Annotated in this window: 14 protein-coding genes; 10 read left to right on the top strand and 4 right to left on the bottom strand. The window is 69.8% G+C overall.

The genetic code is table 11. The features are described from left to right. Positions 1-47: 47 nt before the first annotated feature. From GUY59_RS21705 to GUY59_RS21690, 4 genes are all read left to right on the top strand, one after another. Positions 48-1,268 carry a glycosyltransferase family 2 protein gene (locus tag GUY59_RS21705; RefSeq protein WP_171055421.1) on the top strand — a complete coding sequence of 407 codons (1,221 nt, stop codon included), beginning with the start codon at positions 48-50 and terminating at the stop codon, positions 1,266-1,268. Between the two features lie 393 nt (positions 1,269-1,661). Beyond that, positions 1,662-3,443: a methionine--tRNA ligase gene (gene metG / locus GUY59_RS21700; protein ID WP_138201773.1), complete on the top strand. Its 1,782-nt coding sequence runs from the start codon at positions 1,662-1,664 to the stop codon at positions 3,441-3,443. Between the two features lie 108 nt (positions 3,444-3,551). Then, positions 3,552-4,406: a TatD family hydrolase gene (locus GUY59_RS21695; protein WP_138201774.1), complete on the top strand. Its 855-nt coding sequence runs from the start codon at positions 3,552-3,554 to the stop codon at positions 4,404-4,406. 83 nt (positions 4,407-4,489) lie between these two features. Beyond that, positions 4,490-5,398 (top strand): resuscitation-promoting factor, encoded by a 909-nt coding sequence (locus GUY59_RS21690; RefSeq protein WP_138201775.1) that lies wholly within the window; start codon positions 4,490-4,492, stop codon positions 5,396-5,398. 34 nt (positions 5,399-5,432) lie between these two features. On the opposite strand, the gene GUY59_RS21685 is transcribed toward GUY59_RS21690, so the two are convergent. Both GUY59_RS21685 and GUY59_RS48865 read right to left on the bottom strand, forming a co-directional pair. Further along, positions 5,433-6,623 carry an FG-GAP repeat protein gene (locus GUY59_RS21685; protein WP_138201776.1) on the bottom strand — a complete coding sequence of 397 codons (1,191 nt, stop codon included), beginning with the start codon at positions 6,621-6,623 and terminating at the stop codon, positions 5,433-5,435. Beyond that, positions 6,620-8,458: a serine/threonine-protein kinase gene (locus tag GUY59_RS48865; RefSeq protein WP_289514042.1), complete on the bottom strand. Its 1,839-nt coding sequence runs from the start codon at positions 8,456-8,458 to the stop codon at positions 6,620-6,622. The genes GUY59_RS21685 and GUY59_RS48865 overlap by 4 nt, the downstream gene beginning before the upstream one ends. Positions 8,459-8,597: 139 nt before the next feature. Here GUY59_RS48865 and rsmA point away from each other — a divergent pair, with 139 nt between their 5' ends. After that, the gene (rsmA, locus tag GUY59_RS21675) at positions 8,598-9,437 is read left to right on the top strand and encodes a 16S rRNA (adenine(1518)-N(6)/adenine(1519)-N(6))-dimethyltransferase RsmA (RefSeq protein ID WP_236667385.1); all 840 of its coding nucleotides are present in this window, start codon (positions 8,598-8,600) and stop codon (positions 9,435-9,437) included. Between the two features lie 19 nt (positions 9,438-9,456). Here rsmA and GUY59_RS21670 read toward each other — a convergent pair whose 3' ends face one another. After that, complete coding sequence (locus GUY59_RS21670; RefSeq protein ID WP_138201778.1) at positions 9,457-9,837, bottom strand: hypothetical protein; 381 nt, start codon at positions 9,835-9,837, stop codon at positions 9,457-9,459. A gap of 254 nt (positions 9,838-10,091) precedes the next feature. On the opposite strand from GUY59_RS21670, the gene GUY59_RS21665 reads away from it, so the two are divergent. From GUY59_RS21665 to GUY59_RS21655, 3 genes are all read left to right on the top strand, one after another. Then, positions 10,092-10,607 (top strand): NlpC/P60 family protein, encoded by a 516-nt coding sequence (locus tag GUY59_RS21665; protein ID WP_138201779.1) that lies wholly within the window; start codon positions 10,092-10,094, stop codon positions 10,605-10,607. Between the two features lie 461 nt (positions 10,608-11,068). Then, positions 11,069-11,971, top strand: coding sequence for a 4-(cytidine 5'-diphospho)-2-C-methyl-D-erythritol kinase (locus tag GUY59_RS21660; RefSeq protein WP_138201781.1), 903 nt, complete (start codon positions 11,069-11,071; stop codon positions 11,969-11,971). Positions 11,972-12,212: 241 nt separating this feature from the next. Beyond that, complete coding sequence (locus GUY59_RS21655; RefSeq protein WP_138201782.1) at positions 12,213-14,054, top strand: ABC-F family ATP-binding cassette domain-containing protein; 1,842 nt, start codon at positions 12,213-12,215, stop codon at positions 14,052-14,054. Between the two features lie 393 nt (positions 14,055-14,447). Here the strand turns inward: GUY59_RS21655 and GUY59_RS21650 are convergent, their stop codons facing one another. Beyond that, a complete protein-coding gene (locus GUY59_RS21650) occupies positions 14,448-14,954 on the bottom strand; it encodes a MarR family winged helix-turn-helix transcriptional regulator (RefSeq protein ID WP_132341231.1) in 507 nt (168 codons plus the stop codon). Positions 14,955-15,011: 57 nt separating this feature from the next. Here GUY59_RS21650 and GUY59_RS21645 point away from each other — a divergent pair, with 57 nt between their 5' ends. After that, positions 15,012-15,782: a trans-aconitate 2-methyltransferase gene (locus GUY59_RS21645; protein WP_201761166.1), complete on the top strand. Its 771-nt coding sequence runs from the start codon at positions 15,012-15,014 to the stop codon at positions 15,780-15,782. Positions 15,783-16,045: 263 nt separating this feature from the next. After that, positions 16,046-16,623, top strand: a 578-nt coding sequence (locus tag GUY59_RS21640; protein ID WP_138208804.1) for a CYTH domain-containing protein, incomplete at its 3' end; no start/stop codon positions are given.

Below are 16,623 nucleotides of genomic sequence, written 5' to 3'. Positions count from 1 at the left end.
CAGGGCATGATGGTTGACTGGAACAGCCTTAACTGAAGGGTAGACACGTGGAACTGACGGTGGTCATGCCCTGCCTCAACGAGGCGGAGACCGTGGAAGTCTGTGTGCGCAAAGCACTGGCGTGCATGGAGGAGCACGGCATCGAGGGCGAGGTCCTGATCGCCGACAACGGCAGCACGGACGGCTCGCAGCAGCTGGCCCGTGATGCCGGTGCCCGCGTTGTCCACGTCGATGAAAAGGGCTACGGCAACGCCCTCATGGGCGGGATCCGGGCGGCGCGCGGCAAGTTCGTGATCATGGGCGACGCTGACGACTCCTACGACTTCACCTCACTGCTGCCGTTCGTCGAGCAGTTGCGCGACGGCGCCGACCTGGTGATGGGCAACCGCTTCAAGGGCGGCATAGCCCCGGGGGCCATGCCTCCGCTCCACCGCTATCTAGGAAACCCGGTGTTGTCGTTCATCGGCAGGCTGTTCTTCCCGTCGGCGATCGGCGACTTCCACTGCGGGCTGCGCGGCTTCCGGCGCGAGTCCATCCTGCGGCTGCAGCTGCAGACGGGCGGGATGGAGTTCGCCTCGGAGATGGTGGTCCGCTCCACGCTGGCCGGCTTCGACGTGCGCGAGGTGCCCACGACGCTCTCGCCCGACGGCCGTTCCCGCCCGCCGCACCTGCGCTCGTGGCGCGACGGCTGGCGTCACCTGCGTTTCCTGCTGCTCTACAGCCCCAAGTGGCTGTTCTTCTACCCCGGCGTGCTGATGATGATCATCGGCCTGGTCGCGAGCACCGCGCTGACGTTCGGCCCGGTCGAGATCGGCGAGCTGGCCTTCGACGTCGACACGCTGGTCGGCACGTCCGCGCTCATGGTGATCGGCTTCCAGGCCGCCCTGTTCGCGCTGTTCACCAAGGTCTACGCGGCCGAGGAGGGGTTCCTGCCGGAGTCGCCGCGCATCCGGAAGATCATCGACATCGTGACCCTGGAGAAGGGGCTCGTGGTGGGCGGCCTGCTGGCACTGGCCGGCCTGGTCGGGCTGGTGATGTCGCTGGTGCACTGGCAGGTGCGCAGCTTCGGCGAGCTCAACCCGCGCGAGTCGCTGCGGCTCGTCGTGCCGTCGGCGACGGCGCTCATCATGAGCTTCCAGACGATCTTCGCCTCGCTGTTCATCAGCATCCTGGGCATCCGCCGCACCCGCGAGAGCTCCATCGACGTGGCCGCCAAGGCAGCCGAGGAGGCCGCAGAGGCGATCTCCCTCGAAAAGTCCAAGCAATAACCCCCGCCGACCGGCCTCTGTCCAGGGAGGCGCCCTCTGGCCGGTGTGGGGGTTCGGGTTTTTTACGCGCTGTGGTGGTCGGCCATCCGCCGTCGCGGGCGCGCCTCTGTCCAGGGAAACGCCCTCTGACCGGTCAGTGGCGCGCCGCCGTTACGGAGCGCCCTGCCGGCCCGTGCCGTGGATAAGGCGTGGACCACGGAACACGGTCAAGGTGGGCTCGCGTTGCGGCGGGTAGCGGTGAAGGGTCAGAAGCCGTTTCCTGGAGGGCCCTCAGCCGAAGTGCGGCGGGTGGTGGACCGCCGGTGACCGTAACGAAATTCTCGAAGGCGTGCGGTGGCGGAACCACTGGCGACCGTAACAAATGATCTTCATAGACCCCGTAGGCTTAGGACCATGTCCCAGCACATCTTGACCGCCGTCGCGTGGCCGTACGCTAACGGCCCTCGCCACATCGGGCACGTCTCAGGTTTCGGCGTGCCGTCCGACATCTTCAGCCGCTACCAGCGGATGGCGGGCAACAAGGTGCTGATGGTCTCCGGCACCGACGAGCACGGCACGCCGATCCAGGTGCAGGCCGACAAGGAGGGCGTCAGCGCCAAGGAGCTGGCCGACCGCTACAACCGCGTCATCGCCGAAGACCTGACCGGGCTCGGGCTCGCCTACGACCTGTTCACCAGGACGACGACGAAGAACCACTACGCCGTCACGCAGGAGATCTTCAAGGGCCTCTACGACAACGGCTACATCTTCCCGAAGACCACGATGGGCGCGATCTCGCCGTCCACCGGCCGCACGCTGCCCGACCGCTACATCGAGGGCACCTGCCCCATCTGCGGTTACGACGGAGCGCGCGGTGACCAGTGCGACAACTGCGGCAACCAGCTCGACCCGATCCAGCTGATCAATCCGGTGAGCCGCATCAACGGCGAGACGCCGGTGTTCGCCGAGACCGAGCACTTCATGCTCGACCTGCCCGCCTTCGCCGAGGTGCTCGGCTCCTACCTGCAGTCCAAGCAGGGCGAGTGGCGGCCCAACGTGCTGAAGTTCGCGCTCAACCTGCTCGGCGACCTGCAGCCGCGGGCGATCAGCCGCGACCTCGACTGGGGCGTGCCGATCCCGCTCGACGGCTGGCGCGACCAGCCCAACAAGCGGCTCTACGTGTGGTTCGACGCCGTCATCGGCTACCTGTCGGCCTCGATCGAGTGGGCCAGGCGCTCCGGCGACCCCGACGCGTGGCGTCAGTGGTGGCAGAACCCCGACGCCCGCGGTTACTACTTCATGGGCAAGGACAACATCGTCTTCCACGCCGAGATCTGGCCGGCGATGTTGTTCGGCTACAGCGGCCGGGGCGACCGTGGCGGCACGCCGGGTTCGCTGGGTGCGCTCAACGCGCCGTCCGAGGTGGTCTCCAGCGAGTTCCTGACGATGGAGGGCCGCAAGTTCTCCTCCTCCCGCCAGGTCGTCATCTACGTGCGCGACTTCCTCGAGCGCTACGACGCCGACGCCCTGCGCTACTACATCGCGGTGGCCGGCCCGGAAAACCAGGACACCGACTTCACCTGGCAGGAGTTCGTCAACCGCAACAACGGCGAGCTGGTCGCGGCCTGGGGCAACCTCGTCAACCGGTCGATCTCGATGGCGGCGAAGAACTTCGGGGCCGTTCCCGAGGCCGGTGACCTCACGGACGCCGACCGGGCGCTGCTTGAGCGTTCGCGCAACGCGTTCGGCCCGGTGGGCGCGGAGCTCGGCAGGTCGCGGTTCAAGAACGCGATCACCGAGGCGCTCGACGTGGTGCGCGAGGCCAACAAATACCTGGCCGAGCAGGAGCCGTGGAAGCTCAAGGGCGACCCCGAGCGGCAGAAATCCATCCTGCACGTGGCGCTCCAGGTGGTCGACGACGCCAAGACGATGCTCACGCCGTTCCTGCCCAGCTCGTCCAACAAGGTCCACGCCATGCTGGGCGGCGAGGGCGTGTGGTCGGGCATGCCGGAGATCCGCGAGGTCGACGAGGACGGCGGCGACCCCTACCCGGTGATCACCGGCGACTACGACGACGCGGCCCGGTGGGAGCACCGGCCGATCAAGCCGGGCACGCCGCTCGCGCCGCCGGTGCCGCTGTTCAAGAAGCTCGACCCGAAGGTCGTCGACGAGGAGCTCGCCCGGCTGGGGGAGTGACCGTCCGGCAGGCCGCACACGTGAAGGCGTCGTCCCTGTGGGCGGCGCCTTTCGTGTGTGCCGCCCTCGTGGGCGGCGCCGGGACCGGGGGAGGCTACCTTGGATGCCGTGAGCAAGCTTCCCGCCGCGCCTGAGCCGCTTTCCTCGCCCGTGTTCGACAGCCACTGCCATCTCGACATCATGGTGGGCAACCGGCAGGCGTCGTCAGGCGATCCGGTGGCCCTGGCCGCGCAGGCCTCCGCGGCCGACGTGCGGAGCATACTCGCCGACGCCCGCGCGGTGGGCGTGACCCGGCTGGTCACGGTCGGCTACGACCTGGCCTCCTCCCGGTGGAACGCGGAGGTGGCGGCGGAGCAGGAGGGCGTCTACGCCGGCGTGGCCGTCCACCCCAACGAGGCCCACGAGGCGACTCCCGAGGTGCTGGCCGAGATCGAGGCGCTGGCCCGGCGGCCGGAGGTGCGCGCGGTGGGGGAGACGGGTCTCGACTACTACCGCGACTGGGCGAGCAGGGACGACCAGCACGCGAGCTTCCGTGCCCACATCGAGATCGCCAAGCGCACCGGCAAGGCGCTGGTCATCCACGACCGCGAGGCGCACGACGACGTGCTGAGGGTGCTGGCCGAGGAGGGGGCGCCGGACAAGGTGGTGTTCCACAGCTTCTCCGGCGACGCCGAGATGGCGAAAAAGTGCGTTCAGGCCGGATATTTCATGTCGTTCTCCGGCCCGGTGACGTACAAGAACGCCGCGTACCTGCGCGCGGCCGCCGAGGTAGCGCCCGAGCAGCTCATGCTGGTCGAGACCGACGCCCCCTACCTGCCTCCCGTCCCGCACCGGGGCAAGCCCAACGCCCCCTACCTCATTCCCCTGACCCTGCGTTGCCTGGCGAAGGTCAAGGCCGCCCATCCTGACCGGTTGTGCGAGGCGATCAGCGCCAACGGAGTCACGGTCTTCGGCGAGTGGTGACCATCGTTTGGTGAACCGGCGGATGCCGGAGCACGACCACGGCTAGCGTTCGGGCGTTTCCCGCCCGTAACCGGAGGTGGTCCGTGCGAGGCAAGAGGCGCGCGCCGCGCCCGCCCATCCCGTGGCGCTCCCCGTGGACGCCCGTCGTGTGCCTGGCGGGCGCGGTGGCGCTCGGCACGCTCGTGGCGACGTCCCTGCTGGTCAAAGAGGTCGTCGTGGTCGTCGACGGCGAGCAGGCGGCCGTGCGCGGCTTCGCGGGGACCGTGGAGGAGGTGCTCGCCGACGCCGGGATCTCGGTGGGCACCGGCGACGTCGTACGCCCGGCCGTGCGGGAACGCGTCGCCGACGGGGGCATCATCGAGGTGCGCCGCGCCCGCCCGCTCACGGTCACCGTGGACGGCCGTACCAGCACACACCTCGTCACCGCCACCAACGTCGCCGACGCCCTGACCGAGCTGGACATCGAGCCGGCGAACGGCACGCTCTCCGCGCCGCCGGGCCGCGCGGTGCCGTTGTCGGGGATGGCGCTCACCGTCCACACCAGGCGCGAGGTCCACGTCGTCGCGGGCAACCGGCAGCTCACCTCGCGGACGACGGCCATGACCGTACGGGAGGTGCTCAAGCGGAAACGCATCACGCTGGGCCACGGACACCAGGTGACGCCGCCGCTGGACAGCTTCCCCGGGGACGGCACGGTCATCACCGTCACCCCGCGGCATCCCGAACAGGTCAGGCCCGCCGTGGCGCGGCTCGACTGGCCGGCCCTGGCCGAATGCGTCGCCCACGGCGACCCGCTCGCCTACAACCCCGACGGGCCCCACTACGGCATGTATCAGTTCAGCACGCGCATGTGGGAGGCCGTGGGCGGGATCGGGCTGCCGAGCGACTGGCCCGCGGAGGAGCAGACGTACCGGGCCCAGGTCCTCTACCAGCGGGTGGGCGGCGACTGGGCGAGCCAGTGGCCGACCTGCGGCGACCGCCTGCTCCGCTGACCGCCCTCCTGCCGCCGGCTGTTCGTGTGAGCCGCTAACCGGCCACCGCCACCCCGAAGTCTGCGCCCTTCGGCGGCTGCAGCGGGCGCGGCGTCTCGGCGTTGCGGCCCGTCACCGCCACCCTCCCGTACGGCTGCGCGTCCGGCTGCCCCACGAAGAGTTTGTTGCCGCTGAAGGCCACCGACCAGCCGAACAGGCCGTCGCGGGTCGGCAGGTCACGTTCCTCGGAGGGGTCCTGCCAGGACACCACCCGCACGCCGCCGCCGTAGGGTGCGCCGATGGCCAGCCTGCCGTCGTCCGACGTGGCCAACGAGAAGCCGAACGCCTGCTTGCCCGCCTGTGTCACCGTACGCACCGGTTTCCTGGCCTCGTCGAGCAACTGCACGTTCCCCGGGCCCGGCGAGCTCACCGCGTACCCGGCGTCGTCGGCGTAGGCCACCGCGTAGCCGTACCTGTCGCCTGAGGCGTCGGTCGGCGAGTCCAGCTTCGCCGTCGTCAGCTCGGCCGCCAGCACGTCGTCAATGAAAACGACCGAACCCGAGTCGATCTTGCCGTCCTCGACCTGGCGGCCCACGCCGTCGTCGTTCTCGTACGGAACGCCGACGAGCAGCCCGTTCCCCGGCCCGAACGCCATCGACCAGCCGAACTGGTCGCCCACCTCACTGTTGCCCCGCACGTCCACGGACTCCTGGCTGATCCTGCGCAGTTCGCCCGTGCCCTTGCGCACGTAGACGGCGCCCACGTCGAGCAGCCGGTTCTCGTCCTCGTACGGTGCGCCGACCGCCACCAGGTCGTCCCGCGCCGCCAGCGACCAGCCGAAGTGCGCGAACCGCTGCGGTCGCGCCGCCGTCAGCCGCTGCGGGGGCAAGGAGCGGGCGCCGTAGACGACGTACGCGGCCCCGGCGTCCTCGGCGCCGTCGACGTCCGCGTAGGGGGCGCCGATCACGAGGTCGGCGCAGGCGTCCCCGTCGACCTTCGCCATCCGTACCGACCAGCCGAACGCGTCACCCCTGGCCAGACCGGGAACGGCGACGGGTACGACCTTGTCGCCCGACAACACGTGCACGGCCCCCTTCTGACCGTCGCCGAACGGGTCGCCCACCACCACGTCGGCCACGCCGTCACCGTCGAAGTCGGACTCTCCCGCGCAGGCCGTCCCCGAAGCGGACACGAGCGGCATTCCGGCAGCGAGCAGCAGCGCGACGAGAGTGGAACGTATCGTCACAGCGTGACCTCGATCTGTTTGCCGTCATCCGGCATGGTCACCGTCATCTTCACGGGTTTGCGGTAGTTGGGCAGGTCGAACACGAACGCGCTGTCCACCCGCCCGCCAGGCGGGACGGCAGGGGGCAGGGTGACGGCCGCCGGATCGTGTTGGGCGCCCCGGTCGTCGACCATGGTGACGGCGGGTTCGGCCAGCGGCATGCGTTCGCCGCCCGGGTTGATCACCGTCCAGCGGATCACGCAGAGCTGCCCCCTGGACGCCGCCGTACCCTCGTACGTCCTGAGCCCGCACTCCGGGACGGATGCGACGACGGCGACGGGATCGTCGAAGTCCGGGCCCAGCGCGAACCTGCGGCCCACGTCGTTGGGGCGCGCGCCGGTGGCCCCCGGCGAGACAGCGCCCGCGTCGCCCGGGGTGGTGCCGGTACGGCCGGAGGTAGCGATCAGCACACCGGCCGTCACGACGATGGCCAGCACGGCGGCCGCGGCGGCGATGAGCCAGCGGGTACCGGACGTCCTGGCGCCGCCGAGCGTGGCCGGCGCGTCGGCGGGCGCGGGGGTGCCACGCTCGCCGGGCCAGGTGTCCGTACGGGTCGCGCTTCGCGACTTCGGCGCCCGTCCCTCCGGCTCCCCGCCCGTATGGCCCGGCTGGGCGGGTCGCGGTGCTGCGGCCTGGTTCCGTGCGTCCCACCGGGCGAGATCCTCCCTGGCGGCCAGCTCCTCACGCCGCGCCCGCTCCTCAAGGGACGCCGCACTTGGTTGCGCCCGCTCCTCGCCGGGCGTCGCGCCCTGCCGCGCCTCCCGCGTCCCGCCCGGCGAGTTCTCGTGAGGGCTTTCCGCACCCGGTTGCGGCCTGTCGTGAGGGACGTCGTGACGGGTGTCATCCTGCGGCGGCTCGGAGTCGGCCGGGGCGCCGATCACCTCCCGCCGCGTGTCACCCGGCGAGGAAGTCGTGAACGCGGCCGTCACGTCCGTATCGTCCGTTTCTTTCTGCGGCGGCCGCCAGTCGTTCAGCATCTCGGACGCCACCAGCGTCGGAGGGTTGATCGACGGGACGGGTGTGTTCCCGCCCACCAGCGCGATCAGCAGGTCCTGCGCGGTCGGGCGCTGCGCCGGATCCATCGAGGTGGCCAGGCGGACGAGGTCGTCCAGCGGCGGGGGCAGCGTACCGAGGTCGGGCTGGGTGTTCAGGACGCGGTGGGCCAGCGTGATGGGGTCGCCACGGCCGAACGGGTGCCGCCCGTTGCCCGCGTAGGCCACCAGGCAGCCCCAGGCGAAGATGTCGGCCGCCGGGCTGACCGGCTCACCGCGCACCTGCTCGGGCGCCCACCATCCCGGACTTCCCAGCAGTTCGCCGGAGAGCGTGAACCCGCTCTCCCGGTCGAGCGCCCTGGCGATCCCGAAGTCGATCACGCGGGGACCGGACAGCGAAAGGATCACGTTCGCCGGTTTGAGGTCCCTGTGCACCAGTTCGGCCACGTGGATGGCCGCGAGCGCCGCCGCGACCCCGAGCGCGACTCCGTGCAGCGGCCCTGGGTCTAAGGACCCGTGCCTGGTGATCTGGTCGGACAGGGGAGTGCCCGCGATGTACTCGGTCACCATGTAGGGCCTGCCGTCCCCGGTGTTGCCGTTGTCCAGCACCTGGGCCGTACAGAACGACGCCACCCGCCGGGCGCTGTCGACCTCCGCGTGGAACCTGGCCGCGAACCCCTCCTGGTTGGCGAACTCCGCCTTCACCACCTTGAGCGCGACGAACCGCCCCGTCGGCGCCCGCGCGAGGAACACGGTCCCCATGCCCCCCTCGCCGAGCCGGCCGAGCAGGCGGTATGGTCCCACCTCCCGCAAGTCCGTCGGGCGTAGGGGCGCGGCGCCCGTTGGCTCCATCAGGGACGTCCCTTCCTGTTCCACGCCATCCTCTCCTCTGGTTCCCCCGTACGCCATCTCAGGTTCTTCGATGCGGGAGACTAAGGAGATGATGAGGCTGTTGGGCCCTGCAGAAATACGTATTTTGGCGAACAAGCTAGATCTTCGTCCGACAAAAAAGCTAGGGCAGAACTTCGTGATCGACGGGGGCACCGTCCGCCGCATCGTGCGGGTGGCCGACCTGTCCCCCGATGACGTCGTCATCGAGGTGGGCCCCGGCCTCGGCTCACTCACCCTGGAGCTCCTGGCGTCGGCCGCGCATGTGGTGGCCGTCGAGATCGACCCGGTGCTCGCCCACCAGCTTCCCATCACCGTCACCGACCGCGGGGTCTCCGAACAGCTCACGGTGATCAACGCCGACGCCATGAAAATCTCCGAGACCGACCTGCTGGGCTTCACCCCCTCCGCCCTCGTGGCCAACCTCCCCTACAACGTCGCCGTCCCGGTGGTGCTCCACCTGCTGGAAGCGCTGCCGTCGCTGCGCAAGGGCCTCGTCATGGTGCAGTCGGAGGTGGCCGACCGCCTGGCCGCCGGTCCCGGCTCCAAGGTGTACGGGGTCCCGTCGGTCAAGGCCGCCTGGTACGCGGACGTGCGCAGGGCGGGCCCGGTCGGCCGGTCGGTCTTCTGGCCCGCCCCCAACGTCGACTCTGGGCTGGTGTCCCTGGTCCGCCGTGACCCGCCCGCCACGACGGCGTCGAGGGAAGAGGTGTTCGCGGTGATCGACGCGGCCTTCGCGCAGCGCCGCAAAACCCTGCGCGCGGCCCTGGCCTCGTGGGCGGGCAGCCCGGCCCAGGCGGAAACCGCGCTCAGAGCGGCCGGGGTCGACCCGTCGGCCCGCGGCGAACAACTCGACATCCACGCCTTTGTCCGCATAGCCGAATCTCGCCCCTGATCGCCGCGCGGTGGCTGCATCACGATGCGTACGCACTGCCTGCCGGCGGCCGGCGACGAGCGAACCTGGCTCGTGACGACCGCGGCAGCAACAGCAGCACGATGGCCGCGCAACCGGCCGGGACGAGGGCGACCATGGCCATGGCGATCACCATTGTGAATCCGCCCGCCACGGCTCCGCCCTGGACGAAAGCGACCAGCACACGCCCGCCTTGGAACACCGCGACGGCGCTGAAGACGATCGCCAGCAGCCTTGGGCCTCGCCAGCCCTGCCACAGTCCCCACGCGACCGCCGCACCGAGCAGGCCGAAGAGCGCTAGGGGCGTCCGGGTGGCGATCAGCGCGGCAGAGACCAGGCCGACGACTGTCCCGGCCGTGATGACAGGGATGGGGGCGTGCATGCTGCTGGAGGGTTCACGGCGGACACCCTAGGGCCACACTTCCCGGACCCCTCCCGTACATCGTGCGGCCGGCGAACGAAAGCGGCCCTTGACCCGGCGTCCACACAGTCATAGGCGAGTCCCCGGGCTGTGTTCGTCCACAGTCCGCCACCGTCGCGACCCCGTCATCCACAGAACACCGCTCGGCTCCACCTCCCCTCACCCCGCCACATCATCCTGGTCTCCCGAACTCACGTACGAACAAGGGAGGCCCCATGTTCCGACGCATCGCTCTCGTCTGGCTCGCCCTCGGCGGCGGCCTGTGCACCGCTCTCGTCGCAGTCCCCGATCCCGCCCTGGCACAACTCAAACGCACCCCGACCAGGGGCGAGATAGCCGCCGCCGCGGCCCTCGGCCAGTTGGGCGTCTCCTTCTCCTGGGGCGGAGGCTCAGCGAAGGGTCCCACCATCGGCATCGGACGAGGAGCCGCCACGACCGGCTTCGACTGCAGCGGCCTGACCCTCTACGCCTGGTCGAAGGCCGGGGTACGACTGAGCCACTACACCGGCGCCCAGTTCCGCCAGGGCCGCAGGATCCCGCTGAGCGCTCGCCGCCGAGGCGACCTGCTGTTCTTCGGCGGCGGCACGGGCGACCCCACCCACGTGGCCCTGTTCCTCGGAGGCGGCGTCATGGTCCATGCTCCGAAGACGGGCGACGTGGTGCGAAAGGTCGACTTCCTCCGCTCGCCCTACTTCCGCACCGCGTTCCGTGGCGCCGTACGCCCGGGCTGACCGCTATCCACATCGCCCTGCTCGGGCCTACAGCGGGCCCGCCCCTCGCCGTCCCGAGCAGACATCACCATGTCGGCGAGCAACCGCGCGCCTTCCATCAGCCGTTGTGCCGTGGGAGCTCCCGATCCCCGCCACTGCGGCACCTCGATCACCGTCACATCAGCCAACGCCCCCACCCTCCTCGCTCACCGACCCGACCACCTGGCCCAAGAGCCTTGCCATGCAGCCACCGGCGGCAAGACATGTGCAACGGGGCACACCGCACACGCCGATGTGAACGCGGCGACCGACATCCTCAGGGCAGGGCTCGCCCTTCGCCAGGCCGCGGAAGCGGCTCAGCGAGAAGCCGCTTCCTTGGGGAACGGAGCAGTCACCTTGAGACAACCGCATGTCAGGGCGGCGGGCCCCGATACCATCGAGTGTCCTTGACCGCGGCAAGTGATGGAAGTGGCAGAAGATCGATGAGTTCGGTGACCGTGCGTGTGCCTGCGAAGGTCAACGTGCAACTTTCTGTCGGCCCGCTCAGGGAGGACGGCTTCCACGACCTGGTCAACGTCTTTCACGCTGTGTCGATCTTCGATGAGGTGACGGCCAAGGAGTCCGAGGCGATCACCGTGTCGGTGTCGGGGAAGTGGTCCGGTCAGGTGCCGGTCGACGACAGCAACCTGGCGATCAGGGCCGCCCGTGCGCTCGCCAAGCACGCGGGCCGCGGCTACGGCGCCGACCTGCTCATCCAGAAGGACATCCCGGTCGCCGGCGGGATGGCGGGTGGCAGCGCCGACGCGGCGGGCGCGCTGGTGGCCTGCAATGAGCTGTGGGGGCTCGGGCTGCCCTTCGAAGACCTCATGGAGATCGGCGCCGACCTCGGGAGCGACGTGCCGTTCTCGCTGCTCGGGGGCACTGCGGTGGGTACGGGGCGCGGCGAGCAGCTGAGCGAGTTGCCCACCGGGGGCACGTTCCACTGGGTGTTCGCGCTGGCGGACGGCGGGCTCTCCACAGCCCGCGTCTACGCGGAATGCGACCGCCTCAGGGAGGCTTCGGCCGCCGAGGTGCCCTGGCCTCAACTCGACGATTCCCTGATGGAGGCACTGGGCACCGGTGACGCCTACGCTCTGGGCGCCCACCTGAGCAACGACCTCCAGGAGGCCGCGCTCAGCCTCCGCCCGGAGCTCGCGCCGACCCTCGAAGCAGGGCGCCAGCACGGGGCGCTGGGGGCGATCGTCTCCGGCTCCGGTCCGACGTGCGCGTTCCTGGCCATCGATGCCCTGCACGCCCGCGACCTGGCCCGCGGTCTCACCACGACAGGCGCCGCCCACACCGCCGTCCCCGCCCACGGCCCCGTCGCCGGAGCCACCCTCCTCTGACCACCACCCCTCACCGCACGGACAGCCACCGCACTCCGTACGGCGGCTGCTGACACGGTTCTCCGCCGCAGCGCGAGGGCTTTCTCCGTACGGTGGCCGCCGATGCCGCTCACCGTCTGACCGCCGTCGCTCCGTGCGAAGGCTGGGCGAGCGGGACGTCGCGGTGGCGGAGGCCGTCAGGAAGGGCGGATGGCTCTTTGCTGTCGGGCGGCCGGTGGCGAGCCGATACGCTGGGTATGCCATGAATCTGGTCAACCTTGAGTCGGTTTCACATGCTTACGGGCCCAAACCACTCCTCAGCGACATCTCCCTGGGCGTAGAGGCAGGGGAGCGCATCGGGGTCGTCGGGCGCAACGGGGGCGGTAAGACGACCCTGCTGTCCGTCATCGCCGGGGCAGTGCGGCCGGACACCGGTCGGGTCACCCACAACCGCGGGCTGCGCGTGGGCTTCCTGTCGCAGCAGGACACGCTCGCCCCTGACGCAACCGTGAAGGAGATCGTGCTCGGCGGGCTCGCGGAGCACGAGTGGGCCGGGGATCAGCGGGTTCGCGAGATCCTGTCCAACCTGATCGGCGACCTCGACCTGGAGGCCAGGGCCGCCGACCTGTCCGGTGGCGAGCGCAGGCGTACGGCGCTGGCGCAGTTGCTCATCGACGACCATGACCTCATCATGCTCGACGAGCCCACCAACCACCTCGACATCGAGGCCATCGCCTGGCTGGCCGGGCATCTGGCAGGCCGGAAGAGCGCGCTGGTGGTCGTGACGCACGACCGGTGGTTCCTCGACGCGGTGTCCACCCGTACGTGGGAGGTCATGGACGGACGGGTCGAACGGTATGAGGGCGGATATGCCGCTTACGTGCTGGCGAAAGCGGAGCGCGCACGGATCGCCCAGGCCGCCGAAGAACGCCGCCAGAATCTCATGCGTAAGGAGATCGCGTGGTTGCGGCGCGGTCCGCCCGCCCGTACGTCCAAGCCGAAGTTCCGCGTCGAGGCCGCCCAGGCGCTGATCGCGAACGAGCCGCCGGCGCGGGAGACCGTGGAGTTGATGCGGTTCGCCGCGGCCCGCCTCGGCAAGACCGTCTACGACCTGGAGGACGTCACCCTGCACGCGGGCGGGCCCGGTAGCGGGCCGCTGGTGCTCGACCACCTGACGTGGCAGTTCGGCCCGGGTGACCGGATCGGACTGATCGGGGTCAACGGGTCGGGCAAGTCGTCGGTGTTGCGGCTGCTCGCCGGCACGGTCAAGCCGGACGACGGCCGCGTGGTCAGGGGCAAGACGGTACGCCTGGCGCACCTGTCGCAGGAGCTGGCCGAGCTCGACCCGGAGCGGCGGGTGCTGGAGTCGGTGGAGGAGATACGTAAATATCTCCAGGTCGGCAAGAAGGAGTGGTCGGCGTCCCAGCTGCTCGAACGTCTGGGGTTCAAGGGCGAGGCGCAGTGGAAGATCGTCGGCTCCCTGTCGGGTGGCGAGCGGCGGCGGCTGCAGCTGCTCAGGCTCCTCATGGACGACCCTAACGTGCTGCTGCTCGACGAGCCCACCAACGATCTCGACATCGAGACGCTCAACGAGCTGGAAGACCTGCTGGACGCCTGGCCCGGCACGCTGATCCTGGTCAGCCACGACCGCTACTTCCTTGAGCGGGTGACCGATCGTTGCGTGGCGCTGCTGGGCGACGGCACGTTGTCGCTGCTCCCCGGCGGGGTCGACGAATATCTCGAACGCCGCGCCGCCGGCACGGCTCTGACGGCCCGCGTGGCCAGCGTCACGACCACCACGACGACCACGAGCCCCGGCGCCGCCGCCCAGGGCTCCGCGGCGTCGGCTGCGGGTCCGGCTCAGGCCGCTTCGAGCGGGCTTTCCGCCAAGGAGGAGCGCGAACTCCGCAAGGAGCTGGGCCGCCTCGAACGCCAGCTCGACAAGCTGAGCGACCGGGAGTCCGAACTGCACGCCGCCATGGCCGAAGCGGCCACCGACTATGCCAGGCTCGGCACCCTCGACGCCGAGCTCCGCGAGATCACCGCCCAGAAGGAGTCCTTCGAAGCCGAGTGGCTGGAGACCGCCGACCGCCTCGGCGACTGATTCCATCCCTGATCGCTCAGGACCTCGCCGCAATTCCTCTTCAGCGATCCCGGGAGCCCAGCCCGACCGACGAGAGCCCCGATGTACTGCGGCGCGTCGGATTGCTTTCCTTGCGGGTCGGCTCTCCCCCCGGCGCGTCCTGCCTCTGTTACGGCACAGCCAAGGTGCCCGCCCCGCCGACGCCGGCGGCCCTCTGTCACGCGCCGGTCGTGAGGGCCAACGGCGTACTCGCCGTAACGAGCGCCCCTTCACCGTCCGCTTCGCTGCGGCGGCACCAGGACGTCCTGCAGGCGTGTTCGCCCGGCGACAGAGTTGCTTGCGAGGAGTTCGGGGAGGTGGGGTGAACGGGCGGCTGGGGGACTGCTTGATGTGCCGGCCGGTGGGCCGTGGGTTTCAGAGGGGAGAGTCGAACGGGGCGAGGAGGGTGCGGAGGAGGCCGGCGAGCGCGCGCTGGTCGGTAGGGCCGAGGTTGGAGAGCAGGTCGTGTTCGCGGCGGAGCAGGTCGGAGAAGGCGGCGTCGACGCGGGCGAGGCCGGTTTCGGTGAGGGAGACGAGCACGCCACGCCGATCCTCGGGGTCGGGACGGCGCCGTACGAGGCCGGCCTGTGCGAGGCGGTCGATGCGGTTGGTCATGGTGCCGGAGGTCACAAGTGTGGCCCGCAACAGGGCGCCTGGGCTGAGTTCGTACGGTTTGCCGGCCCTTCGCAGTGCGGTCAGCACGTCGAACTCCCACGGCTCCAGGTCGTGTTCGGCGAACGCCGCCCGTCGAGCCCGGTCGAGATGCTTGGCCAGTCGTGACACCCTGGAGAGCACCTGGAGTGGTTCGACGTCGAGGTCGGGGCGCTCTGTTCGCCAAGCCGCGACGAGGCGGTCGACCTCGTCTCTAGCATCCTCGGTCATGACACAGAAGTGTACTGTCTTGACATCGAGATATCTCTCTCGATATCAATTATCTTCATGTCAAGAGATATCTGGGACCCGGTAACGTACGCCGTCTACGCGGACGAGCGGTCGAGGCCGTTCATCGAGCTGATCTCCAGGGTGGGGGCGGTCGATCCCGACTACGTGGTGGACGCCGGCTGCGGAAGTGGTGAGCTCACCGCCCAACTGGGGGTGCGCTGGCCGGGTGCGACCGTGGAGGGTTTCGACTCCTCGCCGGCGATGATCGCCAAGGCGCGGCGGCTGGAGACGAAGGCCAGGTTCGCGGTGGCCGACGTGGCCACCTGGCGGCCCGACCGGCCGGTGGACGTGATCGTCTCCAACGCCGTGCTGCAGTGGGTGCCCGAGCATCGTTCCGTGCTGGAGCACTGGGTCGAGGAACTGGCGCCTGGAGGCTGGCTGGCCTTCCAGGTGCCGGGCAACTTCGACGCGCCCAGCCACGTCGCGATCCGCGAGTTGTGCGCCTCCCGCGCCTGGTCCGACCGGCTCGGCGACGTGCCCAGGGGCAATCCGGTCGGCGACCCCCTCGACTATCTCGACCTGCTCAACCAGGGCGGCGCCCAGGTCGACGCGTGGGAGACGACCTACATTCACGTGCTGCAAGGCGAGAATCCGGTGCTCGACTGGGTGTCCGGCACCGCGCTGCGCCCGATTCTCGACCGCCTCCCCCCGGACGAACAGCGGCGGTTCAAGCGCGATCTGGCCCAGCTGCTCGCCGACGCCTATCCGGCCAGGAATTTCGGCACGCCGTTTCCGTTCAGAAGGATCTTCGTCGTGCTGCAGAAATGAGGAGGAGGGAACGGCGATGATCAGAGCGGTGCATCACGTTCAGCTCGCCCGCGAAGAGCGAGCCGCTGCTGCGGGAGTTCTACGCGGGTGTGCTCGGCCTGCGGCCGCGAAGATCCCCGGAGCCGTGCCGGACGACCTCTTTCCCGGTTCCCGCCGCATCTACGTCTCCGACCCGGTGGGCAACAGAATCGAGCTCCTGCGATTCGTGTGATGTTCACCTAGAGGTGGCATTATGGTCCGAAATCGGACTTTGGCGAGGTGTAGTGGGTATCGAGATCGAGGACAAGTTCGATGTCCCCGCAGAGTACGAAATTCCGGACCTGAGTGGGCTGGCCGACGTTGTCGGTCCGAAGACTTACCAGCTCGTGGCCCTCTACTATGACACGCCCGACCTGCGGCTGGCCTCCCGCGGCGTCACCCTCAGACGACGGCGAGGCGGCGCCGATCCCGGCTGGCACCTGAAGCTGCCCAAGGCCAAGGGCGTGCGCCAGGAGATCACCCATCCCCTCACCCGCAGCACCAAGATCGTGCCGGCGGAACTCGCCGAGCTCGTCCGCGCCTTCACCCGCGGCGCCGAGCTGCAGCCCGTCGCCCAACTCGACACGCGCAGGAGCGTCACGGTCCTGTTCGACGGCGACGCCAGACTCGTCGAGATCGCCGACGACCACGTCAAGGGCACCGTCTTCGGCGAGGAGCCCATGGTCGTGCGGTGGCGCGAGGTCGAGGCCGAGCTGCTCGAAGACGGCAAAAAGGCGCTGCTGGCCAAGGTCGGCAAGCGGCTCAGGAAGGCGGGCGCGACCCCGTCGGCCTCCTCCAGCAAGCTCGCCAAACTCCTCGAACC

Origin of the sequence: Nonomuraea sp. K271, from assembly GCF_009908215.1 — a bacterium.
Lineage (GTDB): Bacteria > Actinomycetota > Actinomycetes > Streptosporangiales > Streptosporangiaceae > Nonomuraea > Nonomuraea longispora.
Note: the sequence above shows the minus strand (reverse complement) of the source record. Positions and strands in the feature narration are given on the sequence as shown.